The 18923-nt window shown below is 70.0% G+C and carries 13 protein-coding genes; 4 read left to right on the forward strand and 9 right to left on the reverse strand.

Annotated elements, in window-relative coordinates; all coding sequences use genetic code 11:
• Positions 1 to 21 precede the first annotated feature (21 nt).
• The 8 genes from nadC to purN all read right to left on the reverse strand — a co-directional run bounded on the left by nadC (position 22) and on the right by purN (position 11440).
• On the reverse strand, positions 22 to 888 hold the full coding sequence (nadC, locus tag AC3WXD_RS25210; RefSeq protein ID WP_492324895.1) for a carboxylating nicotinate-nucleotide diphosphorylase: 867 nt from the start codon (positions 886 to 888) through the stop codon (positions 22 to 24).
• A gap of 23 nt (positions 889 to 911) precedes the next feature.
• The gene (gene nadA, locus AC3WXD_RS25215) at positions 912 to 2063 is read right to left on the reverse strand and encodes a quinolinate synthase NadA (protein ID WP_020201707.1); all 1152 of its coding nucleotides are present in this window, start codon (positions 2061 to 2063) and stop codon (positions 912 to 914) included.
• Between the two features lie 156 nt (positions 2064 to 2219).
• Positions 2220 to 3410 (reverse strand): DesA family fatty acid desaturase, encoded by a 1191-nt coding sequence (locus AC3WXD_RS25220; RefSeq protein WP_020201708.1) that lies wholly within the window; start codon positions 3408 to 3410, stop codon positions 2220 to 2222.
• Between the two features lie 371 nt (positions 3411 to 3781).
• Entirely contained in the window at positions 3782 to 5185 is a 1404-nt protein-coding gene (locus AC3WXD_RS25225) for a mechanosensitive ion channel family protein (protein ID WP_492324896.1), read from the reverse strand.
• 165 nt (positions 5186 to 5350) lie between these two features.
• Positions 5351 to 7120 carry a serine aminopeptidase domain-containing protein gene (locus tag AC3WXD_RS25230; protein WP_492324897.1) on the reverse strand — a complete coding sequence of 590 codons (1770 nt, stop codon included), beginning with the start codon at positions 7118 to 7120 and terminating at the stop codon, positions 5351 to 5353.
• A 74-nt stretch (positions 7121 to 7194) separates the two neighbouring features.
• Positions 7195 to 8838: an amino acid adenylation domain-containing protein gene (locus AC3WXD_RS25235; protein ID WP_492324898.1), complete on the reverse strand. Its 1644-nt coding sequence runs from the start codon at positions 8836 to 8838 to the stop codon at positions 7195 to 7197.
• Between the two features lie 539 nt (positions 8839 to 9377).
• Positions 9378 to 10787 carry an RsmB/NOP family class I SAM-dependent RNA methyltransferase gene (locus AC3WXD_RS25240; protein ID WP_020201712.1) on the reverse strand — a complete coding sequence of 470 codons (1410 nt, stop codon included), beginning with the start codon at positions 10785 to 10787 and terminating at the stop codon, positions 9378 to 9380.
• Positions 10784 to 11440, reverse strand: a complete 657-nt coding sequence (purN, locus tag AC3WXD_RS25245) for a phosphoribosylglycinamide formyltransferase (RefSeq protein WP_029043323.1) — start codon at positions 11438 to 11440, stop codon at positions 10784 to 10786. Before purN ends, AC3WXD_RS25240 begins: the two co-directional genes overlap by 4 nt.
• Positions 11441 to 11681: 241 nt before the next feature.
• Here purN and AC3WXD_RS25250 point away from each other — a divergent pair, with 241 nt between their 5' ends.
• Positions 11682 to 12341 carry a response regulator gene (locus AC3WXD_RS25250; protein WP_020423701.1) on the forward strand — a complete coding sequence of 220 codons (660 nt, stop codon included), beginning with the start codon at positions 11682 to 11684 and terminating at the stop codon, positions 12339 to 12341.
• Positions 12342 to 12387: 46 nt separating this feature from the next.
• Here the strand turns inward: AC3WXD_RS25250 and AC3WXD_RS25255 are convergent, their stop codons facing one another.
• Positions 12388 to 14217 carry a hybrid sensor histidine kinase/response regulator gene (locus AC3WXD_RS25255; RefSeq protein WP_059413555.1) on the reverse strand — a complete coding sequence of 610 codons (1830 nt, stop codon included), beginning with the start codon at positions 14215 to 14217 and terminating at the stop codon, positions 12388 to 12390.
• Positions 14218 to 14365: 148 nt separating this feature from the next.
• Between AC3WXD_RS25255 and AC3WXD_RS25260 the strand changes: the two genes are divergently transcribed.
• From AC3WXD_RS25260 to lspA, 3 genes are all read left to right on the forward strand, one after another.
• Positions 14366 to 15373, forward strand: coding sequence for a bifunctional riboflavin kinase/FAD synthetase (locus tag AC3WXD_RS25260; RefSeq protein ID WP_492324899.1), 1008 nt, complete (start codon positions 14366 to 14368; stop codon positions 15371 to 15373).
• Positions 15374 to 15515: 142 nt separating this feature from the next.
• A complete protein-coding gene (ileS, locus tag AC3WXD_RS25265) occupies positions 15516 to 18395 on the forward strand; it encodes an isoleucine--tRNA ligase (protein WP_454732176.1) in 2880 nt (959 codons plus the stop codon).
• Entirely contained in the window at positions 18395 to 18922 is a 528-nt protein-coding gene (gene lspA / locus AC3WXD_RS25270) for a signal peptidase II (protein WP_020201718.1), read from the forward strand. Before ileS ends, lspA begins: the two co-directional genes overlap by 1 nt.
• The last annotated feature ends 1 nt before the right edge of the window (position 18923 follow it).

Consider the following 18923-nt stretch of genomic DNA (forward strand, 5'->3'; position numbering starts at 1 on the left):
ACGGAGCGCGGCTGCGCCGCGCTAGGCTGAGATCCTCAGCGAGTAGTCGGTGGCGCGCACATCCTTGGTCAGCGCGCCCACCGAGATCCGGTCCACGCCGGTCTCGGCGAACACGCGGATGGTGTCCGCGTTGACCCCGCCCGACACTTCCAGCAGCGCGCGCCCCGCGTTGATGCGCACGGCGTCGTGCATCATCGGCACGGTGAAGTTGTCGATCAGGATCGACTTGGCGCCGGCGGCCAGCGCTTCTTCGAGCTCGGCCAGGGTCTCCACTTCCACCTGCACCGACACGCCGGTCTCGAGCGCCTGCGCGGCCCGCATCGCCGCGGTGATGCTGCCGGCCGCCGCGATGTGGTTCTCCTTGATCAGGATGCCGTCGTAGAGCGCGAGGCGCTGGTTCTCGCCGCCGCCGACGCGCACCGCGTACTTCTGCGCCAGGCGCAGCCCGGGCAGGGTCTTGCGCGTGTCCAGCACGCGCGCGCGGGTGCCTGCGATGAGGTCGGCGTAGCGCCGCGTGGCGGTGGCCACGCCGGACAGCAGCTGCAGGAAATTCAGCGACGGGCGCTCCGCGGTCAGCAGCGTGCGCGCCGGGCCGGCGATCTCGCACACCGCGGAATCGGGCGCCATGCGCGCGCCCTCGGCCTGCAGCCAGCGCACTTCCAGCGCCGGGTCGACGGCGCGCATGCACGCCTCGAACCACGGCTGGCCGCACAGCACGGCCTCTTCGCGCACGATCACGCGCGCCTGCGCGCACTTGTCCGCCGGCACCAGCAGGCCGGTGAGGTCGCCGCTGCCGACGTCCTCGGCGATGGCCGCGCGCACGTTGGCCTGCAGCGCCTCGGCGAGCGCGGGGCCGAAACTGTCGAAAATCGGGTTGTTGATGCTCATGCTGCCTGCCTTGCTCCTGTCACTCATGCCGGGCCGATGCCCTTGAACAGCGCCTGCTCCGCGGCGAGATCCCCGCGCGGGCGCACATTGGCCTTCTGCTGCGCGGCGAAATCGAGCATGCGGTCGATGCAGGTCACGGCCTGGCGGCCGATCTGCGCGTCGACGTGGATTTCGTTGTGGCCGCGCTCGAGCACCTCGGCCAGGTTGGTCAGCGCGTTCATGGCCATCCACGGGCAGTGCGCGCAGCTCTTGCAGGTGGCGCTGTTGCCGGCCGTGGGCGCCTCGATGAAGCGCTTGCCCGGCGCGGCCATGCGCATCTTGTGCAGGATGCCGTTGTCGGTGGCGACGATGAACTCGTCGGCGTCCAGCGCCACCGCCGCCGCGATCAGTTGCGAGGTGGAGCCGACCACGTCGGCCTGCTCGACCACGTGGGCCGGCGATTCCGGGTGCACCAGGATCTTGGCCTTGGGGAATTCGCGGCGCAGCAGGTCCAGTTCGATGCCCTTGAACTCGTCGTGCACCAGGCATGAGCCCTGCCACAGCAGCATGTCGGCGCCGGTCTGCTTCTGGATGTAGCTGCCGAGATGCTTGTCGGGCGCCCACAGGATCTTCTTGCCCTGGGCATGCAGGTGCTCGACGATCTTCAGGCCGATGCTGGACGTCACCATCCAGTCCGCGCGCGCCTTCACGGCGGCGCTGGTGTTGGCGTAGACCACCACGGTGCGGTCGGGATGCGCGTCGCAGAACGCGGTGAATTCGTCGGCCGGGCAGCCCAGGTCGAGCGAGCAGGTCGCGTCGAGGTCCGGCATCAGCACGGTCTTTTCGGGGCTCAGGATCTTGGCGGTCTCGCCCATGAAGCGCACGCCGGCGACCACCAGCGTCTTGGCCGGGTGATCGCGGCCGAAGCGCGCCATCTCGAGCGAGTCGGACACGCAGCCGCCGGTTTCCTCGGCCAGGTCCTGCAGGTCGGCATCCACGTAATAGTGGGCGACCAGCACCGCGTCGCGGGCCTTGAGCAGTGCCCTGATGCGCTCCTTGAGCGCGTCGCGCTCCGGCGCGGACAGCACCGGCGGCACTTTTGCCCAGGCGTGGGCGACGCAGCTCACACCTTCGGGGGACACCGCCGAGAGGTTCGGTTTCTCGAACTCGACGGTCTTGATCGTTTGTGGGGTCATCTCCGATACTCCTCTTGGCCGCCGCGTGCCTCGCTGCTGGCCCTGACATGGGGGAGTTTAGCGAAAACAAAAGCCCCGCCAGGGGCGGGGCTTTCGGGCGCAGTGCATTGTAACAGGCCGCGCCGGATCGGGCTGCGGCCCGCCACGGGCCTGGCCTTACGCGTAGCGGCGCAGGCGCAGCGAGAAATCGTGCAGGGCCTGGATGCCGCTGGCCTCGGCGCGGTGGCACCAGGCCTGCAGCTGCTGCAGCAACTGCTCGCGCGTCAGGTTGGAGCGGCCCCAGATCGCGGCCAGCTCGCGGCGCATTTCCACGAAGGTATGCAGCGACTTGTTCTGCTCGACGATGTTCGCGAGCTGCTTGCGTTGCGGGTCGGCCAGCTTGCCTTCCTCGCGGTGGAACCACTTGCGCGCCGGCTTGAAGCTGCTGTACTCGGCCACGCGGGCTTCCTTGAGCTTTTCCAGTTCCTGCTTGTACGCGCTCTTGACGGCCTTGGCGTAGCGCGCCATCACGTCGTAGCGGTTGGCGATGATGGCTTCCAGCGTGTTGTGGTCCACCGGGCGGGCTTCCACCAGGCGCGCCTTGGGCGGGGTCTTCTTGACCTTGGCCAGGCCGACCGCCTGCATGGCGCGGATGTAGCCCCAGCCCACGTCGAACTCGTACCACTTGATCGAGAACTTGGCCGAGGTCGGGTAGGTATGGTGGTTGTTGTGCAGCTCTTCGCCGCCGATGATCAGGCCCCACGGCGACACGTTGGTCGAGGCGTCCTCGCAATCGTAGTTGCGATAGCCCCACCAGTGGCCCAGGCCGTTGATGATGCCGGCGGCGTGGATCGGGATCCACAGCATCTGCACGGCCCACACGCTCAGGCCGATCACGCCGAACAGCGCGACGTCGATGATCAGCATCAGGCCCACGCCCTGCCAGCCGAAGCGCGAGTACACATTGCGCTCGACCCAGTCGTCCGGCGTGCCGTGACCGAACTTGGTGACGGTTTCGCGGTTCTTGGCCTCGGCGCGGTACAGCTCGGCGCCTTCCAGCAGCACCTTGCGGATGCCGCGGGTCTGCGGGCTGTGCGGATCTTCCTCGGTCTCGCACTTGGCGTGGTGCTTGCGGTGGATGGCGGTCCACTCCTTCGTGACCATGCCGGTGGTCAGCCACAGCCAGAAGCGGAAGAAATGCGCGGCGATCGGGTGCAGATCCAGCGACCGGTGCGCCATGCAGCGGTGCAGGTAGATGGTGACGCCCGCGATGGTGATGTGCGTCACCACCAGGGTGTAGATGACGATCTCCCACCAGGACCAGTTGGCAAGGCCGTTCGAGGCCCAGTCAAGAATAGTGTCGAACAAACTGTTCTCCGTCGATTAAACAGGTGCTATTGCGCTATTGCGGCACGACAGGGCGGACCGCAAACAGGTGCAGAAAAAGGACTGCAAAATCAGTGATTGCGTCGTAGGGCGCCTGCCGGAAACCCCGGCGCTCGCCGGAGCCCCCGGCATGCGCGTCTGGCGCCTTGGGCAGATTCTGCCGCCGGCGGGACTGGGCACGAGCCGCTGCAATCTGGCGGCTGTCTGGTGTGGGGGCGGGAGGTCGAAAACTCGGAACCCGCAACTATGACAATTCTACCGGAACGTCATCAACGGAACATCCGTTTTTCCCCGAATTTGATGGTAAGCAACGCGGAACGTTCCGCAAGGTGCATCAAACGTCCCGCGAATGCCTATGTTGCATCGCCCTCGCGCGCGGCGGAGGCCGCCAAAAGCGTCTTATCAACTACTTCCTCGCCTTCCCCGCCGACCGCCGGCGCCGCCTGGCCGAGCATCCGCACCTCGCGCTGCGGATAGGGGATCGAGATGCCATGTTCGCGGAACGTGCGCCATATCGCCCGGTTCAGCGCCGATTGCACGCCCAGCTTGCCGTTCTGCGGGTCGGCGATGTAGCCGGCCAGCTCGTATTCGATGCCATTGTCGGCGAACGCCACCAGAAACGCCGCCGGCGCCGGCTCGGCCAGCAGGCGCGGCACGCCCTGCGCCGCTTCTGCCAGCAGCGCCAGCACCGTTTCCGGGTCGGCGGCGTAGTCGGCTTGCACGCGTGTGGCCACGCGCACATTGGTATTCGAGAACGAATGGTTCTGCACCGCCTGCGCCACCAGTTGCTCGTTCGGCACCAGGGTTTCGCCGTCGCCGTTGCGCACCACGGTGTAGCGCGTGCGGATCTGCGAGACGGTGCCGGTGTACTTGTCCACCGTGATCTGGTCGCCGAGCTTGACCGAGTGGTCGAGCAGGATGATGAAACCCGAGATGTAGTTGCTGGCGATCTTTTGCAAGCCCAGGCCGAGGCCCACGCCGAGCGCGCCGCCGAAGACCGACAGCACGGTCAGGTCGATGCCGACCAGCGACAGGCTCAGCAGCAGCGACACCAGCAGCAGCAGCGCCTTCGAAAGTCTGGTCAGGACCACTTTCAGGTTGCTGTCCAGCCCGGCCGAGCGCATCAGGCGCTCTTCCAGCCACGAGCCGAACCACATCGCCACCAGCACCGTGAGCAGGATCCACACCACCCCCGCCAGCGTGTCGGCGAGGTTGATCTTCTGCTTGCCGCCGATGGAAAAGCGCACCGACTCCATCCAGCCGACCACGTCCCACAGCAGGCCCAGCACGTACAGCGCCATGCCGGCCCACACCAGCGTGGTCAGCACCTTCTCCACCAGCAGCAGCATGCCCTGCAGCTGGCCATTGCCGGACAGCACGCGCCGCAGGATGTAGAAGGCGAAATACAGGAACGTGATGCCGGACAGCGGCACCAGCGCCAGCCGCAGCACGCTGACCGACATCAGCTGCTCCAGCCCGAAGCGCCCGACCGTCACCAGCAGCCAGCCGAACAGCGGGAACATGGCGCGCTCGAGGCTGGTCGCGGCGAAGCGCAGCGCGAAGCTGGAGCCGTCGTAGCGGGCCTCGAGCCGCTTGACCACCAGCCGCGCCAGCGGCCACGCCACCGCCAGGCAGCCGGCCAGCACCGCCAGTTGCCAGATGAAGCCGGGGCCGCCGGCATCGAGGATCAGGTCGTTGAGCATGCGGCCAAAGGCGGGATGCGATACATGGAGTTCGGTCAGGGAATTCGGGTTCATGCTTGGATGTGGCTGGCCAGGCACGCGCGGCAAGCGGCGCGGCCGGCGGGCGGCACGGGCGCCCGGCGCCCGACCCGCGAAAGGTCAGCCATTCTAGCCGCCCGCGGCGCGGCGGCCCACTTCCTGGACCCACTTCCTGGACCCACCTCCGTGGCGCGGCCGGCCTCAGCCGCACCGTCCGCGGCAGCCGGGCATGCCGCGCCACGGCTGCGCGGCGCGGCGCAGCCGGGCCGGCAGGTCCGCGCCGGGATGCAGCGCGCCGCTCAGCAGATCGACGCAATAGCCGATCACGCGCGCGCGCCCCGGCGGGTTCAGCATGCCGTGGTCGAGCCCTTCGATGGTCTCGATCTGCAGCATGCCGAACCCGGCCAGGCCTTCGAGCCGCGGCCCGAAGAAACGCGCCAGCTCGTACGGCCCGGGATCTTCCGGCCCGAACAGCAGGCGCAGCACGGTGCCGCGCGCCTCGAGCTTGCGCAGCAGGGTCTCGATCTCCTGCTGCTCGGCCGGGGCCGGCCTGGGCAGCACCGAGGCCGCGTCCGTGCCGGGCACGCCCTCTTCCGCCGTGGGCGCGCTGCGGCCGTGGATCAGCCAGCGCGGGCGGGTGAAGGTCTCCCGGCGCAGCAGCCGCTGCAGGTTGACCAGCACCGCGCCCACCACGCCGGGATGCGCGCCGGCCGCATGCAGGCCGACGTTGGCGCCGTAGCTCACGCCGAACACCACCACCTCGCCGTAGCCGCGGGCCTGCAGCCAGTCGCAGGCGGCAATCGCGTCGAGATAGCCTTCCGGGTCGGCCGGCACCGCGTCCTTGATGGCCCGCGCGCCGATGCTGGCGTCGCCGATGCCGCGCACGTCGATGCGCAACGACGCCACGCCGCGTTCGGCCAGCCGCCGCGCCAGCATGACGCCGCCGCGGCCGGCGCCGACGTGGTGCGTGCCGCCCGCGTTGTTGATCAGCACGGCCGGCCGCCCGGGCCATTCGCCGCGCGGCTCGCACAGCATGCCGAACAGCCCCTGGCCGAAGCGCACCGGCGTTTCCACCCAGGCCGCCGCGCGCAGGCACGGCGCCACGCCCGCCGCGCCAATGCCCTCCCCCGCCCGCGCTTCGGCCCTGCCGGCGGCCGACGCCATGCCGGCGAGCCAGCCGGCGACGGCGGCGAAGGTGGCATCGGGCGGCGTGCCGTGCAGCGGGTCCTGCAGCCAGCCGACCACCTCGGGAAACGGCACGGTGCTGACCTGCGCGCCCAGCGCGGCGTAGTGCCGGGGCAGCGCCTCATCGGGCCCGGCCCCGGCGATGAACACGCGCGGCGCCGGCGCGCTCGCGGCGGCGCACAGGTCGATGCGGGAGAACGCCTCGAGGTCGGCCGCGGTGAAGTGAATGCCCAGGATGTCGGCGCCCACCGGCGCGGAAGCCGGCGCAGCATCGGCCGCCGCCGTCACCGCGCGCCCCGCCAGCGAGCGCCAGGTCTGGGCGATCATGCGCATCTCGCGCATCAGCATGCGCCCGCTCGCCACCGGCGCGAGCAGCGCCAGCCCGGCGACGTCGAGCCCGCCGGCGCGGCGCGCGGCCGCCAGCGCGGCCAGCGCGGCGCCGCCGCGCACGCCCAGCAGCACGATCTCGCGCGCGCCGGACAAGCGCCGCAGCAGGTTGCCGGCCTGGCCGATCGATGCCACGCAGGCATCGACGCAGTTGGCCGGCGCCCCGGCGCCGTCCTCCACGCGGTCCGCCGCGGCCACCGCATCCGCCGAATCCCCCGTGCCGGGATAGTCGAACCGCAGCACCGGCACGCCTTGCGCCGCGAGCCGCTCCGCCAGCCGCGCCAGGCCGGCGTGGGTCCACAGGGCTTCATGGCCGACCGCGTTGCACAGCACGACCGCGCACGCGCCCGTGGCCGCGTGGTACCAGCCGAAACATCCGTCGAAGTGCAAAGGCCTCATGGGCGAACTCCGTGCATGCCCGCGGCCCCATGCCGCGCGGCCCGGGCGCATCGCGCGCCGCGCTCAAGCCGCGCTCAAGCCGCGGCCGTGCCGCTGCGGCAACGCGCCGCGCCGTCGGCATCGGCCTCGAGATGCGCGCAGCGCGCCAGCAGCTGATTGCGGTCGATCTTGCCGTTCACGTTGATGGGAAAGCCGTCGAGGCAGACGATGCGGTCGGGCCGCGCGTAGACCGGCAGGCTCTGCTTGCAGGCATGGCGGATGCGCGCCGCGCGCGCGCCCATCTCGCCCAGCGACTCGTCGGCCGGCGCCAGCACGAACGCCACCAGGCCGATCGGCTTGCCGGCCTCGTCCAGCGGCCACGCCAGCACCGCGCACTGGGCGCTGCCGCTGGCGGCCTGCACCACCTGCTCGATCTCCTGCAGCTCGATGCGGTTGCCGCGGATCTTGACCTGCGTGTCGATGCGCCCGTGGTACAACAGGCCGTCGGGCGATTCGCTCACCGCGTCGCCGGTGCGGTACCAGCGGCGGCAGGCGCGCCCCGGATAGGCACGCGCGAAGAAGCGCTCGCCGTCGAGCGGGTTCGCCGACAGATAACCGCGCGCGAGCTGCGCGCCGCCGATCAGCAGCTCGCCCTGCGCGCCGGCCGCCACCGGCGCGAGATGCTCGTCCACCACCACCACCTCGGTGCCCGGGTAGGGCCGGCCCAGCGGCACCGCCGGGCGCGACGCATCGGCAAGAAAGGCGGGCGTGAGCTCGAAGGTCAGCACGATCACCGTGGTTTCCGTGGGGCCGTAGCCGTTGACGATGCGCGTGTTCGGCGCGGCCCGCGACCAGGCCTCGGCCAGGCCCTTGGGCAGCGCCTCGCCGCCCATCAGGGTCATCTTCACGCTGGGAAAGGCGCCGGGCGCCAGCTTGCGGAACTGCTGCAGCAGCGCCAGCACGGACGGCACGCTGGCCCAGTGGGTGATGTGGTGCTCGCGGATGAAGCCGGCCAGGTAGAGCGGGTCCTGCAGCGTCGGCACGTAGAGGCACGCGCCGTTGGCCCAGCAGACGTGCACGTCGTGCACCGAGAAATCGAAGGTGAGGTCGGCGAACTGGCTGAAGCGCGCGCCAGGCTCGCAGGGATAGCGCCGCATCTGCGCATTGACGTAGGCCACCGCGCTGCCGTGCGGGATCATCACGCCCTTGGGCGGCCCGCTGGTGCCCGAGGTAAAGATCAGGTAGGCGAGGTCGTCCGGCCCGACGGCGGCGGGCCACGCCGCCGGCGCATCGTGCACGAAGGGCGCGGACGGCGGCGGCGGCGCGTTGCCGCCGGCGGCGTCCCACGCCCGCGCGTCGAGCATGACGATGCGCAGGTCCGGCGGCAGCAGCGGCAGCAGCGCCGCGAGCTGCGGCGCGCAAACATGGTCGACCAGCATCACGCGCGCGCCCGAGCGCGCGATGATGGCGGCGTTGCGCGCCGGCGGGAAGCGCGCATGGATCGGCACGTAGGCCATGCCGGCGGCCAGCACGCCGAGCAGGCCGGCGTAGGCGCACGCGCTGCGGTGCGCGAACAGGATGCAGTTGCGATTGGGACCGCCGGCGAACGGCGCCAGCGCCATGCTGATGCCGCGTGCGCGCGCGCGGACTTCCTCGTAGGTGTAGTAGCGGCCGTCGGCCCACAAGGCGTGGTCGCCGGGCCGCCTGTCCGCGGACGCGAAGAAAAATGAATGCAGCATCCTCCCCCTCCCATCACCGCGCGCCGCTGCGGCGCGAGCCGGAACGGCGGCTTCCCATCGAAATCGCGCCGGCCAGAATGAATGGGCCGCGCCCGCCGCGCGCCGATGCCTTCGCCGGCGCTGCGTTGTCCTGTCAAGGTAGGTTGCTTCGCATGTCAAGACAAGTTGGGGCGGCCTCAATGTATTGAACTCCGGCCGTCCGCCAGCCCGTGCGAATGGCGGACGGCGATGTGTTCCGGCGCACGCTGGCGGCGGCGAGCCCGCGCCGGCACAAGGCAGGCGCGCCGCGCATCCCCGCCCGTCGGCCAGAAGGCCTAGTCCACCGGGATGGGGCGCGCGCGCAGACAATTGCCGTGTCGGCTGCGCAGCGCATCGAAGCGCGCAACCGGATCGGGCCGGAGGACCCGGCCGCCTTCCGCGATCTGCGCCGGCGGCGCAGAAGTCCGGGCAGGATTTCGCGGCGGCAGCGCCGACCGCGAGAAAGCGGGCGCAAAAAAAAGGCGCTGACCGGCAGCGCCCCTTGCTTTACCGCGGCGGTCTTAGCTGACGCGCTCCAGCACCGCGGCGAAGAAGCCGTCGGTCTGATGCAGGTGCGGATAGAGCGCCAGCATCTCGGCGTCTTCCGGCAAGCCCGGCACCACGATCTTCTGCTCGGCCAGCACCTGCGCGGCCGGCACCAGGCGGAAGCCCGCATGCGTGGACAGGAACCCGCGCACGATGCCTTCGTTCTCGGCTTCCAGCACGCTGCAGGTGGCATAGACCACGCGCCCGCCGACCTTGACCAGGCGCGCGGCGGACTCGAGGATCGAGGCCTGCTTGGCGGTCAGCTCCAGCACCGACTGCGGCGTCTGGCGCCACTTCAGGTCCGGGTTGCGCCGCAGCGTGCCGAGGCCGCTGCACGGCGCGTCCACCAGCACGCGGTCGATCTTGCCGGCGAGGCGCTTGATCTTGGCGTCGTGCTCGGAATCGATCTGCACCGGATGCACGTTGGACAGCCCGCTGCGCGCCAGGCGCGGCTTGAGGTTGGCCAGGCGCTTCTCGGACACGTCGAACGCATAGAGGCGGCCGGTGGAGCGCATCAGCGCGCCCAGCGCCAGCGTCTTGCCGCCGGCGCCCGCGCAGAAGTCGACCACCATCTCGCCGCGCTTGGGCGCGACCAGGTTGCACAGCAGCTGGCTGCCTTCGTCCTGCACCTCGACCAGGCCGTTGACGAACAGCGGCAGCTGGTTGAGCGCGGGCTTGCCGGCCAGGCGGATGCCGGCGGGCGCCATCGGCGTGGGCTCGGCCTTGAGCCCGGCGGCTTCCAGCTCGGCCAGCGCGGCCTCGCGCGAGGTCTTGGCCAGGTTGGCGCGCAGGTCCAGCGGGGCCGGGCGCAGCCAGGCGTCGCCGAGCGCTTCGACGAAGGCCTGGTCGTGGCGGGCGGCGAGCTCGTCGAACAGCCATTCGGGCAGGTTGGCGCGCACGCGCGGCGCCAGGCTCGAGCGCTCGATGGTGGTCAGGCGGTCCAGCCATTCGCCTTCCTCGGGCAGCAGGAACGGCGTGAGGACATCGCGGCCGAGCGTGGCGGCCAGGCCCAGCAGGGCCAGGCGGCGCTGCGAGGTGCCCGTGCCGCTGGCGGCGAACTGCGAGAATTCGACGCGCCGGCGCAACACCGCGAACACCGCCTCGGCGATGATGCCGCGCTCGCGGTGGCCCAGCTTGGGGTTCTCGCGGAAGTAGTAGCTCACCACCACGTCGGACGGGCGCGTGAACATCAGCACCTTGCCCAGCAGGCGGTCGATGTGCTGGATATGCACGGCATGCAGCCCGCCGTGCGCGGCGCGGCCCTGCTGCGGCGCCTGGCCGTCGCGGCTGTCGCGGTGATCGCCGCTGCGCGCGGACTGGCGGATCGGCGTGGCCTTGCGCTTGTTGCGGACGGGCTGGCGCGCCCCTGCGGTATTCCGGCTCATGACTGCACCTCCGTAGCGGCAGCAAAGGCCGTAAACAACTGGGATTCGTGGGGTTCGACGCGGACCACGCCGGCATGCACGCGCAGGCGGTCCTCGACGAACCAGCGCACAGCGCGCGGGTAGATCGCGTGTTCGGCCGGCAACAGGCGCTCGGCCAGGCTTTCGGGCGTGTCGCCCGGCAGCACGTCGAGCGCAGCCTGGACGATGACCGGGCCGTGATCGAGTTCGGGTGTGACGAAATGGACGCTCGCGCCATGCACCTTGACGCCGGCCTCGATGGCCTGGCGATGGGTGTACATGCCAGGGAAACACGGCAGCAGCGACGGATGGATATTGAGCATGCGCCCGGCGTATTTGTCGACGAAGGCCGGCGTCAGGATGCGCATGAAGCCGGCCAGCACGACCACGTCGGGGGCGTGGGCGTCGATGGCGGCGGCCAGGGCCGCGTCAAAGGTGGCGCGGTCGGCATACCGGGTGTGGTCCACCACGCCCGTGGGCACGCCGTGGTCGGCGGCGAACTGCAGGCCCTCGGCATCGGGCCGGTTGGACAGGACGGCCGCCACGCGCGCCGGCCAGCCCTCGGCGGCACACGCGCGGACGATGGCTTCCATGTTGGAGCCACGCCCTGAAATCAGGATAACGATATTTTTCATCGCGCAATTCTACCAAGGCAGGGCCAGTACACGGCCAAAGCGAGCGCATTAGGCACTTAAAACACGCGAAACCCCCGCCGGCAGGCCGAATGGCATGGCCTGCGCGCAACGTGCTTAGCTTGTTCACGGATTGTGACGCCTCGCCCGCTCTGCTAGAGTGGCTGCTATCGTCCACGCGCAGACCGTTTACGCGGCTTCAAGTGACAACAAGGACGAAGTGGAAAATTAGACGGGAAATCGCATGTCGAACGCTGCACCGACCTTGCTGGTGGTCGATGATCATCCCATGGCCCTGTCCGGCACCACCGCCTTCCTGGCGGAAGTGATGCCCGACGTTGCGGTCCATGCCGCCGGCAGCGCCAAAGAGGCGCTCAACACCTTGCAGCAGGGGCTGAGGCCCGATATCGTGCTGCTGGACATCTGGCTCACCGACGGCACCGGCTTCGACGCCATGCAGGCGCTCAAGACGCTGGTGCCCGCGGCGCGCTTCATCTTCATGTCCGCCGAGGCCACGCCGGAGATCGTGGGCCGCGCGCGCGCGCTCGCCGCCTACGGCTTCGTCGGCAAGCACCTCGACGCCAACGCGTTCACCGCGGCCGTGCGCAAGGTGCTGGCGGGCGACACCTCGTTTCCTTCCGACGAAGCCCTCAACGGCCGCGCGCAGTCGTTCGGGCCGGCCCACGGCATCCCGGTCACGCCGGCGGAGCTGGGGCTGACGCCGCGCCAGGGCTCGGTGCTGGCGCTGGTGCTCGAAGGGCTGCCGAACAAGGTCATCGCGCGGCGCCTGGGGCTGACCGAGAACACCGTCAAGGAACACGTCTCGGCGATCCTGCAGCGGCTCGGCGTGCGCACGCGCATGCAGGTGATGTCGCGCATGGAGCGTTTCCGCCTGCGCCAGTAAGGCGCGGCCGGGCCCCGCCCGCCGCCTGCCGCCCACCCGCCTGCCTTCAGGCGGGACGCAGCCAGCGCCGCAGCAGCAGCCGCAGCGCCGCCGGATCGACCGGCTTGGGCAGCACGAAATAGCCCGCTTCCTCGGCCGCCGCCAGCGCGTCGGACTTGAGATCGCCCGACAGCAGCGCGCTGCGCGCCTGCGGCTGGGTATTCTGCCAGCGCTCGAGCAGGTCCAGCCCGTTCTCGCTGCCGGGCAGGCGCAGGTCGCAGAAGATGATGTCCGGCCTGAGGCCCTGCATGAACAGGCGGTCGGCATCGGCGCCGTGCGCGGCGCACGCGACCTGGATGCCCCAGGCTTCCATCAGCGCGATCCAGGCCTTGCGGATCTGCGTGTCGTCGTCCACCACCAGCACCGTGCCGCGCAGATGGTCCGGCTTGGTGTCCTCGGCCGCCGCAGAGGCGCGCACCGCGCGGATGGTGGCCACGGTCTCGGCCTCCACCGGCGCCAGCGAGAACCAGAACACCGAGCCGCGCCCCGGCACCGAGCGCACGCCGTAGGTGCCGCGCATCAGGCGCACGCATTCCTTGAAGATGGCCAGCCCCAGCCCCAGGCCCTGGGACGGGTCGCGCTGGGGGTTGTGCACCTGGTAGTACGGCGAAAAGATGTCGGGCAGGTGCTCCGGCGTGATGCCGGCGCCGGTGTCCCACACCTCCACGCGGATATGCTTGCGGCGCTCGCGCGCCGTCACCAGCACGCCGCCGCGGCGGGTGTAGCGCAGCGCGTTCTGCACGAGGTTGAACAGCGCGCGGCGCAGCAGCACCGGCTCGGCCATCGCGAACAGTTCCTCGGGCACGCGCGGGGTCAGGGTCAGGCCGCTTTCGCGCGCGTCGGCGGCGAACTGGCTCATCACCTCGTTGATCAGGTGGCCGAGCTCGCACGGCTCCAGCGTCGGCAGCACCTTGCGGCCCTCGAGCTTGGACAGGTCCAGCAGCGAGCGGAACAGCAGGTCGATGGTCTGGGTGCCGGCGGCCACCTGCTCGACCAGCGGATGGAGCGAGGACGACTTGTTGCGCGCGCGCAGCGCCTCGACCAGCATCACCAGCGCATGCACGGGCTGGCGCAGGTCGTGGCTGGCGGCGGCGAGAAAGCGCGACTTCTCCTCGCTGGCATGCAGCGCGCGCTCCTTTTCCTCCTGGAACTGCTTGGCCAGGCGGCGGCTGTCGCTCTCGAGCTGGATGGCCCGCACCAGCGTGCGCTGCAGGTTCAGCGCGTGGCGCGTGAGCATGATGGCGTAGACCACCAGCAGCAACTGCACGTAGGTGCCGTGGCCCGGAAAGGCGTAATCGGCCAACAAAATGTTGGGCACCAGGATCGGAATGCCGGCGTAGACCAGGTTCGACGGCACCGGCGACTGCGCGGTGACGCCGCCGGCCAGCACGCCCACCGCGAGCAGGTACAGCACGCTGGAGAACACGGCGGAGCCGGTGAACAGGTGCAGCAGCGCGGAGCTGCCCCAGGTCAGCCCGGTCAGGAAGGCGAGCGCGCGCATGTTGGCCCACCACTTGCGCGTATGGGCCGAGCGGCTCATGGTGGCGCCGTCGCGCAGGTAGCCGTAGTAGAACCACGTCGACGCGGTGGCCAGCACCAGCATCACGCCGCACCAGCCCAGCAGCGCGGCATGGTCGGCGGCGGACCAGAAGGCGACCGCGGTCAGCGCCGGCAGCACCAGCGAGGCCACGGTGGCGGTGGGAGAGACGCGATGGATGGTCGCCAGCAGCTTGGCCCGCGTTTCGGTATCGAGCGGAGGCCCTGGCGGCGGCAGGATTCGGTTGAGCAGCGCGTTCAAGGGAAGGGCTGGGACGTCGGATGCGATCCGCCGTATCATGCCGCCTTTTGGGGAGTGGCGCCACGCCGATGGGCCGATCCGTGCACAAAAACGCCAGCCCGCGCGCCGGGCCCGGTACCGCCGGGCGAAACTCGTCCCCCATTCGCCTTATAATGCCCGCTTTACCCAAACGCTCGACGCCGTCCTCGTGAAAGTCTTCCGTGGCCTGCCCAATGCCGAGAGCCGGGCGCCCTGCGCCCTGACCATCGGCAATTTCGACGGTGTCCACCGCGGCCACCAGTCGCTGCTCGCGCGCGCGCGCGCGGCGGCCGACGCGCGCGGCCTGCCGCTGTGCGTGATGACCTTCGAGCCGCACCCGCGCGAGTTCTTCACCCCGGACAAGGCGCCCGCGCGCATCGCGCTGCTGCGCGACAAGCTCGAGAGCCTGCGCCGCAACGGGGTCGACCGCGTGGTGGTCGAGCATTTCAACGCCCATTTCGCCGCCCAGTCGCCGCAGGCCTTCGTCGAGAACGTGCTATGGCACGGCCTGCACACGCGCTGGCTGCTGGTCGGCGACGATTTCCGCTTCGGCGCACGCCGCGCCGGCGACTTCGCCTACCTGCAGCAGGCCGGCGCCCAGTTCGGCTTCGACGTCGAGCAGATGGGCTCGGTCTCCGAGGGCGGCGTGCGCATCTCCAGCTCCGCGGTGCGCCAGGCGCTGGTCAGCGGCGACCTCGAGCATGCGCGCCGCCTGCTCGGCCACGGCTACGCCATCAGCGGGCACGTGGTGCACGGGCGCAAGCTGGGGCGCGACCTCGGTTTCCCCACCATCAACCTGCGCATCTCGCACAAGCGGCCGGCGGTCAGCGGCATCTTCGTGGTGCAGGTGCACGGCCTGGGCGAGCATCCGGTGCCCGGCGTGGCCAGCATCGGCGTGCGCCCGACCATCGAGGACGCCGGCCGGGTATTGCTGGAGGTGCATCTGTTCGACTTCAGCCAGAGCATCTACGGCAAGCTGGTGCGCGTCGAGTTCATGAAGAAGCTGCGCGACGAGGCCCGCTTCGACGGCCTGGAAGCGCTGACCGCGGCCATCGCCAAGGACTGCGCGGATGCGCGCGCGTTCTTCGGCCTGACCGTGCCGGGCTCGCCCGCGGGCACGCCCCCGGCCGCGGGCAGCCGCGACTTCGCCACCTCCGCCACCGACCGAATTAGCTAGCGCCCCGTTCCCGCGCAGCGGGACCCGGGTCGCTACCCCTTCAAACCCGAGGCTTCCCCGCAGCCAGCCCACGCCGTACCGCGCGCCCGCAGCCAGCCGAGCTGGCGCCTCGCGCGCCAACCGAATTGTCCCGAGAATCGACATGTCCAACGACAAACGCGCCAAGCCCGAAAAAAGCAAGTACCCGGTCAACCTGCTCGACACCCCGTTCCCGATGCGCGGCGACCTGCCCAAGCGCGAGCCGCTGTGGGTCAAGCAGTGGCAGGACAAGCAGATCTACAAGAAGATCCGGGCCGCCCGCAAGGGCGCGAAGAAGTTCATCCTGCATGACGGCCCGCCGTACGCCAACGGCGACATCCACATCGGCCACGCGGTGAACAAGATCCTCAAGGACATGATCATCAAGGCGCGCGGCCTGTCGGGCCTGGACGCCGTCTACGTGCCGGGCTGGGACTGCCACGGCATGCCGATCGAGATCCAGATCGAGAAGCAGTTCGGCAAGGGCCTGCCGGTGCAGGAAGTCCAGTCGAAGGCGCGCGCCTACGCCACCGAGCAGATCGCCCGCCAGAAGCTGGACTTCGAGCGCCTGGGCGTGCTCGGCGACTGGGACCATCCCTACCTGACCATGAACCACAGCAACGAAGCCGACGAGCTGCGCGCGCTGGGCAAGATCATGGAAAAGGGCTACGTGTTCCGCGGCCTCAAGCCGGTGAACTGGTGCTTCGACTGCGGCTCGGCGCTGGCCGAGGCCGAGGTCGAGTACAAGGACAAGACCGACCTCTCCATCGACGTGGGCTTCCCGTTCGCCGAGACCGACAAGCTGGCCCATGCGTTCAAGCTGCCGGCCGCGCAACTGGCGGCCAGGCCGGGCTGGGTCGTGATCTGGACCACCACGCCGTGGACCATCCCGTCCAACCAGGCGCTCAACGTGCACCCGGAAGTGGAATACGCGCTGGTCGACACGCCGCGCGGCCACCTGATCCTGGCCACCGAGCGCGTCGAGGAGCAGCTCAAGGTCTACGGCCTCGAAGGCAGCGTGCTGGCCACCGCCACGGGCGCGGCGCTGTCGGAGATCCGCTTCCACCATCCGCTGGCGAAGACCGACGCGGGCTACGACCGCCTCTCGCCGGTCTACCTGGGCGAGTACGTCACCACCGATACCGGCACCGGCATCGTGCACTCGGCGCCGGCCTACGGCGTGGAGGACTTCCAGTCGTGCAAGGCGCACGGCATGAGCGACGCCGACATCATCAGCCCGGTGATGGGCGACGGCGTCTACGCCAGCACGCTGCCGCTGTTCGGCGGCGAGAAGATCTGGGACGCCAACCCGAAGATCGTCGCGGTGCTGGAAGCCTCGGGCAACCTGTTCAACTCGCACAGGTACACCCACAGCTACATGCACTGCTGGCGCCACAAGACGCCGATCATCTACCGCGCCACCTCGCAGTGGTTCGCGGGCATGGACGTGGACCCGGTCGACGACGGCCCGACCCTGCGCGAGACCGCGCTGGCCGGCATCGAGGCCACCGAGTTCTACCCCGCCTGGGGCAAGCAGCGCCTGCACAACATGATCGCCAACCGGCCCGACTGGACCCTGTCGCGCCAGCGCCAGTGGGGCGTGCCGATGGCGTTCTTCGTGCACAAGGAAACCGGCGCGCTGCATCCGCGCACGCCGGCGCTGCTCGAGGAAGTGGCCAGGCGCGTGGAGCAGCACGGCATCGAGGCCTGGCAGACGCTGGACCCGCAGGAACTGCTCGGCGACGAGGCCGCGCTCTACGAGAAGAACCGCGACACGCTCGACGTCTGGTTCGACTCCGGCACCACGCACTGGACCGTGATCCGCGGCTCGCACCGCGCGGACCTGTACGACCCGTCGGCCGACCTGCCCGAGGGCCGCCTGGCGGACCTGTACCTGGAAGGCTCGGACCAGCACCGCGGCTGGTTCCATTCCTCGCTGCTGACCGCCTCGATGCTGTACGGCAAGCCGCCCTACAAGGCGCTGCTCACGCACGGCTTCACCGTCGACGGCGAAGGCCGCAAGATGTCCAAGTCGGTCGGCAACACGGTGTCGCCGCAGGACGTGTCGAACAAGATGGGCGCCGAGATCATCCGCCTGTGGGTGGCCTCGACCGACTACTCGGGCGAGCTGTCGATCTCCGACGAGATCCTCAAGCGCGTGGTGGAAGGCTACCGCCGCATCCGCAACACGCTGCGCTTCCTGCTGGCCAACCTGGCCGACTACGACCACGCGCAGCACGCGCTGCCGGTGTCGGAATGGCTGGAGATCGACCGCTACGCGGTGGCGCTGACCGGCCGCCTGCAGCGCGAGATCCTGTCGCACTACGAGGCCTACGAATTCCACCCGGTGGTCGCCAAGCTGCAGACCTTCTGCTCGGAAGACCTCGGCGGCTTCTACCTCGACGTGCTCAAGGACCGCCTCTACACCACGGCGCCCGGCTCGCAGGCGCGCCGCGCCGCGCAGAACGCGGTCTACCACGTCACCCAGGCCATGCTGCACTGGATGGCGCCGTTCCTCTCGTTTACCGCCGAGGAAGCGTGGCAGATCTTCGGCCACGGCACCGAGCACCGCGACACCATCTTCACCAGCACCTACTACGAGGTGCCGGCGGTCGACGACGCCGACGACCTGCTGCAGAAGTGGCAGACCATCCGCGACGTGCGCGCGGAAGTCACCAGGCAGCTCGAAGCGGTGCGCGTGGACGGCGAGATCGGCTCGTCGCTGCAGGCCGAAGTCACCATCCAGGCCGGCGGCCCGGTGCTGGCCGCGCTGCAAAGCCTGGCCGACGACCTGCGCTTCGTGCTGCTGACCTCGGCAGCCAAGGTGGCGCCGGCGCCGGAAGGCGGCGACCTGATGGTCACGGTGACGCCGTCGGCCCACGCCAAGTGCGAGCGCTGCTGGCACTACCGCGCCGACGTCGGCCGCGACCCGGCCCATCCCACCCTCTGCGGGCGCTGCGACAGCAACCTGTTCGGCGCCGGCGAACACAGGAGCCACGCCTGATGGCCGCCACCACCACACGCGGCGCGCGCGCCGGCAAGCGCGCCAGCAAGGCCAGCCACACCACGCCGCTGCTGTGGCTGGCGTTCGCCCTGCTGGTGATCGTGCTCGACCAGTTCTTCAAGATCGTCATCGTCAGGACCTTCGCCTACGGCGAATCGCGCCCCGTGACCGGCTTCTTCAACCTGGTGCTGGTCTACAACAAGGGCGCCGCCTTCAGCTTCCTGGCCGACGCCGGCGGCTGGCAGCGCTGGTTCTTCACCGCGCTGGGCGTGGTGGTGGGCCTGTTCATCGTGTGGATGCTGTACCGCCACACCGGCCAGCGCCTGTTCTGCTTCGCCATCTCGCTGATCCTGGGCGGCGCCATCGGCAACGTGGTGGACCGCGTGATCTACGGCCACGTGATCGACTTCCTCGACTTCCACGCGCGCAACTACCACTGGCCCGCGTTCAACGTGGCGGACTGCGCCATCACGGTCGGCGCGGTGCTGCTGATCGTGGACGAGCTGCGGCGCGTGCGCCGGCACTGAA

The organism is Cupriavidus sp. FW216-B1, from assembly GCF_058789195.1.

Excerpts from the sequence above, each read along its gene's own strand:
- nadC (WP_492324895.1), bottom strand. The coding sequence starts at position 888 with ATGAGCATCAACAACCCGATTTTCGACAGTTTCGGCCCCGCGCTCGCC.
- nadA (WP_020201707.1), bottom strand. The coding sequence starts at position 2,063 with ATGACCCCACAAACGATCAAGACCGTCGAGTTCGAGAAACCGAACCTC.
- AC3WXD_RS25225 (WP_492324896.1), bottom strand. The coding sequence starts at position 5,185 with ATGAACCCGAATTCCCTGACCGAACTCCATGTATCGCATCCCGCCTTT.
- AC3WXD_RS25230 (WP_492324897.1), bottom strand. The coding sequence starts at position 7,120 with ATGAGGCCTTTGCACTTCGACGGATGTTTCGGCTGGTACCACGCGGCC.
- AC3WXD_RS25235 (WP_492324898.1), bottom strand. The coding sequence starts at position 8,838 with ATGCTGCATTCATTTTTCTTCGCGTCCGCGGACAGGCGGCCCGGCGAC.
- AC3WXD_RS25240 (WP_020201712.1), bottom strand. The coding sequence starts at position 10,787 with ATGAGCCGGAATACCGCAGGGGCGCGCCAGCCCGTCCGCAACAAGCGC.
- purN (WP_029043323.1), bottom strand. The coding sequence starts at position 11,440 with ATGAAAAATATCGTTATCCTGATTTCAGGGCGTGGCTCCAACATGGAA.
- AC3WXD_RS25250 (WP_020423701.1), top strand. The coding sequence starts at position 11,682 with ATGTCGAACGCTGCACCGACCTTGCTGGTGGTCGATGATCATCCCATG.
- AC3WXD_RS25255 (WP_059413555.1), bottom strand. The coding sequence starts at position 14,217 with ATGATACGGCGGATCGCATCCGACGTCCCAGCCCTTCCCTTGAACGCG.
- ileS (WP_454732176.1), top strand. The coding sequence starts at position 15,516 with ATGTCCAACGACAAACGCGCCAAGCCCGAAAAAAGCAAGTACCCGGTC.
- lspA (WP_020201718.1), top strand. The coding sequence starts at position 18,395 with ATGGCCGCCACCACCACACGCGGCGCGCGCGCCGGCAAGCGCGCCAGC.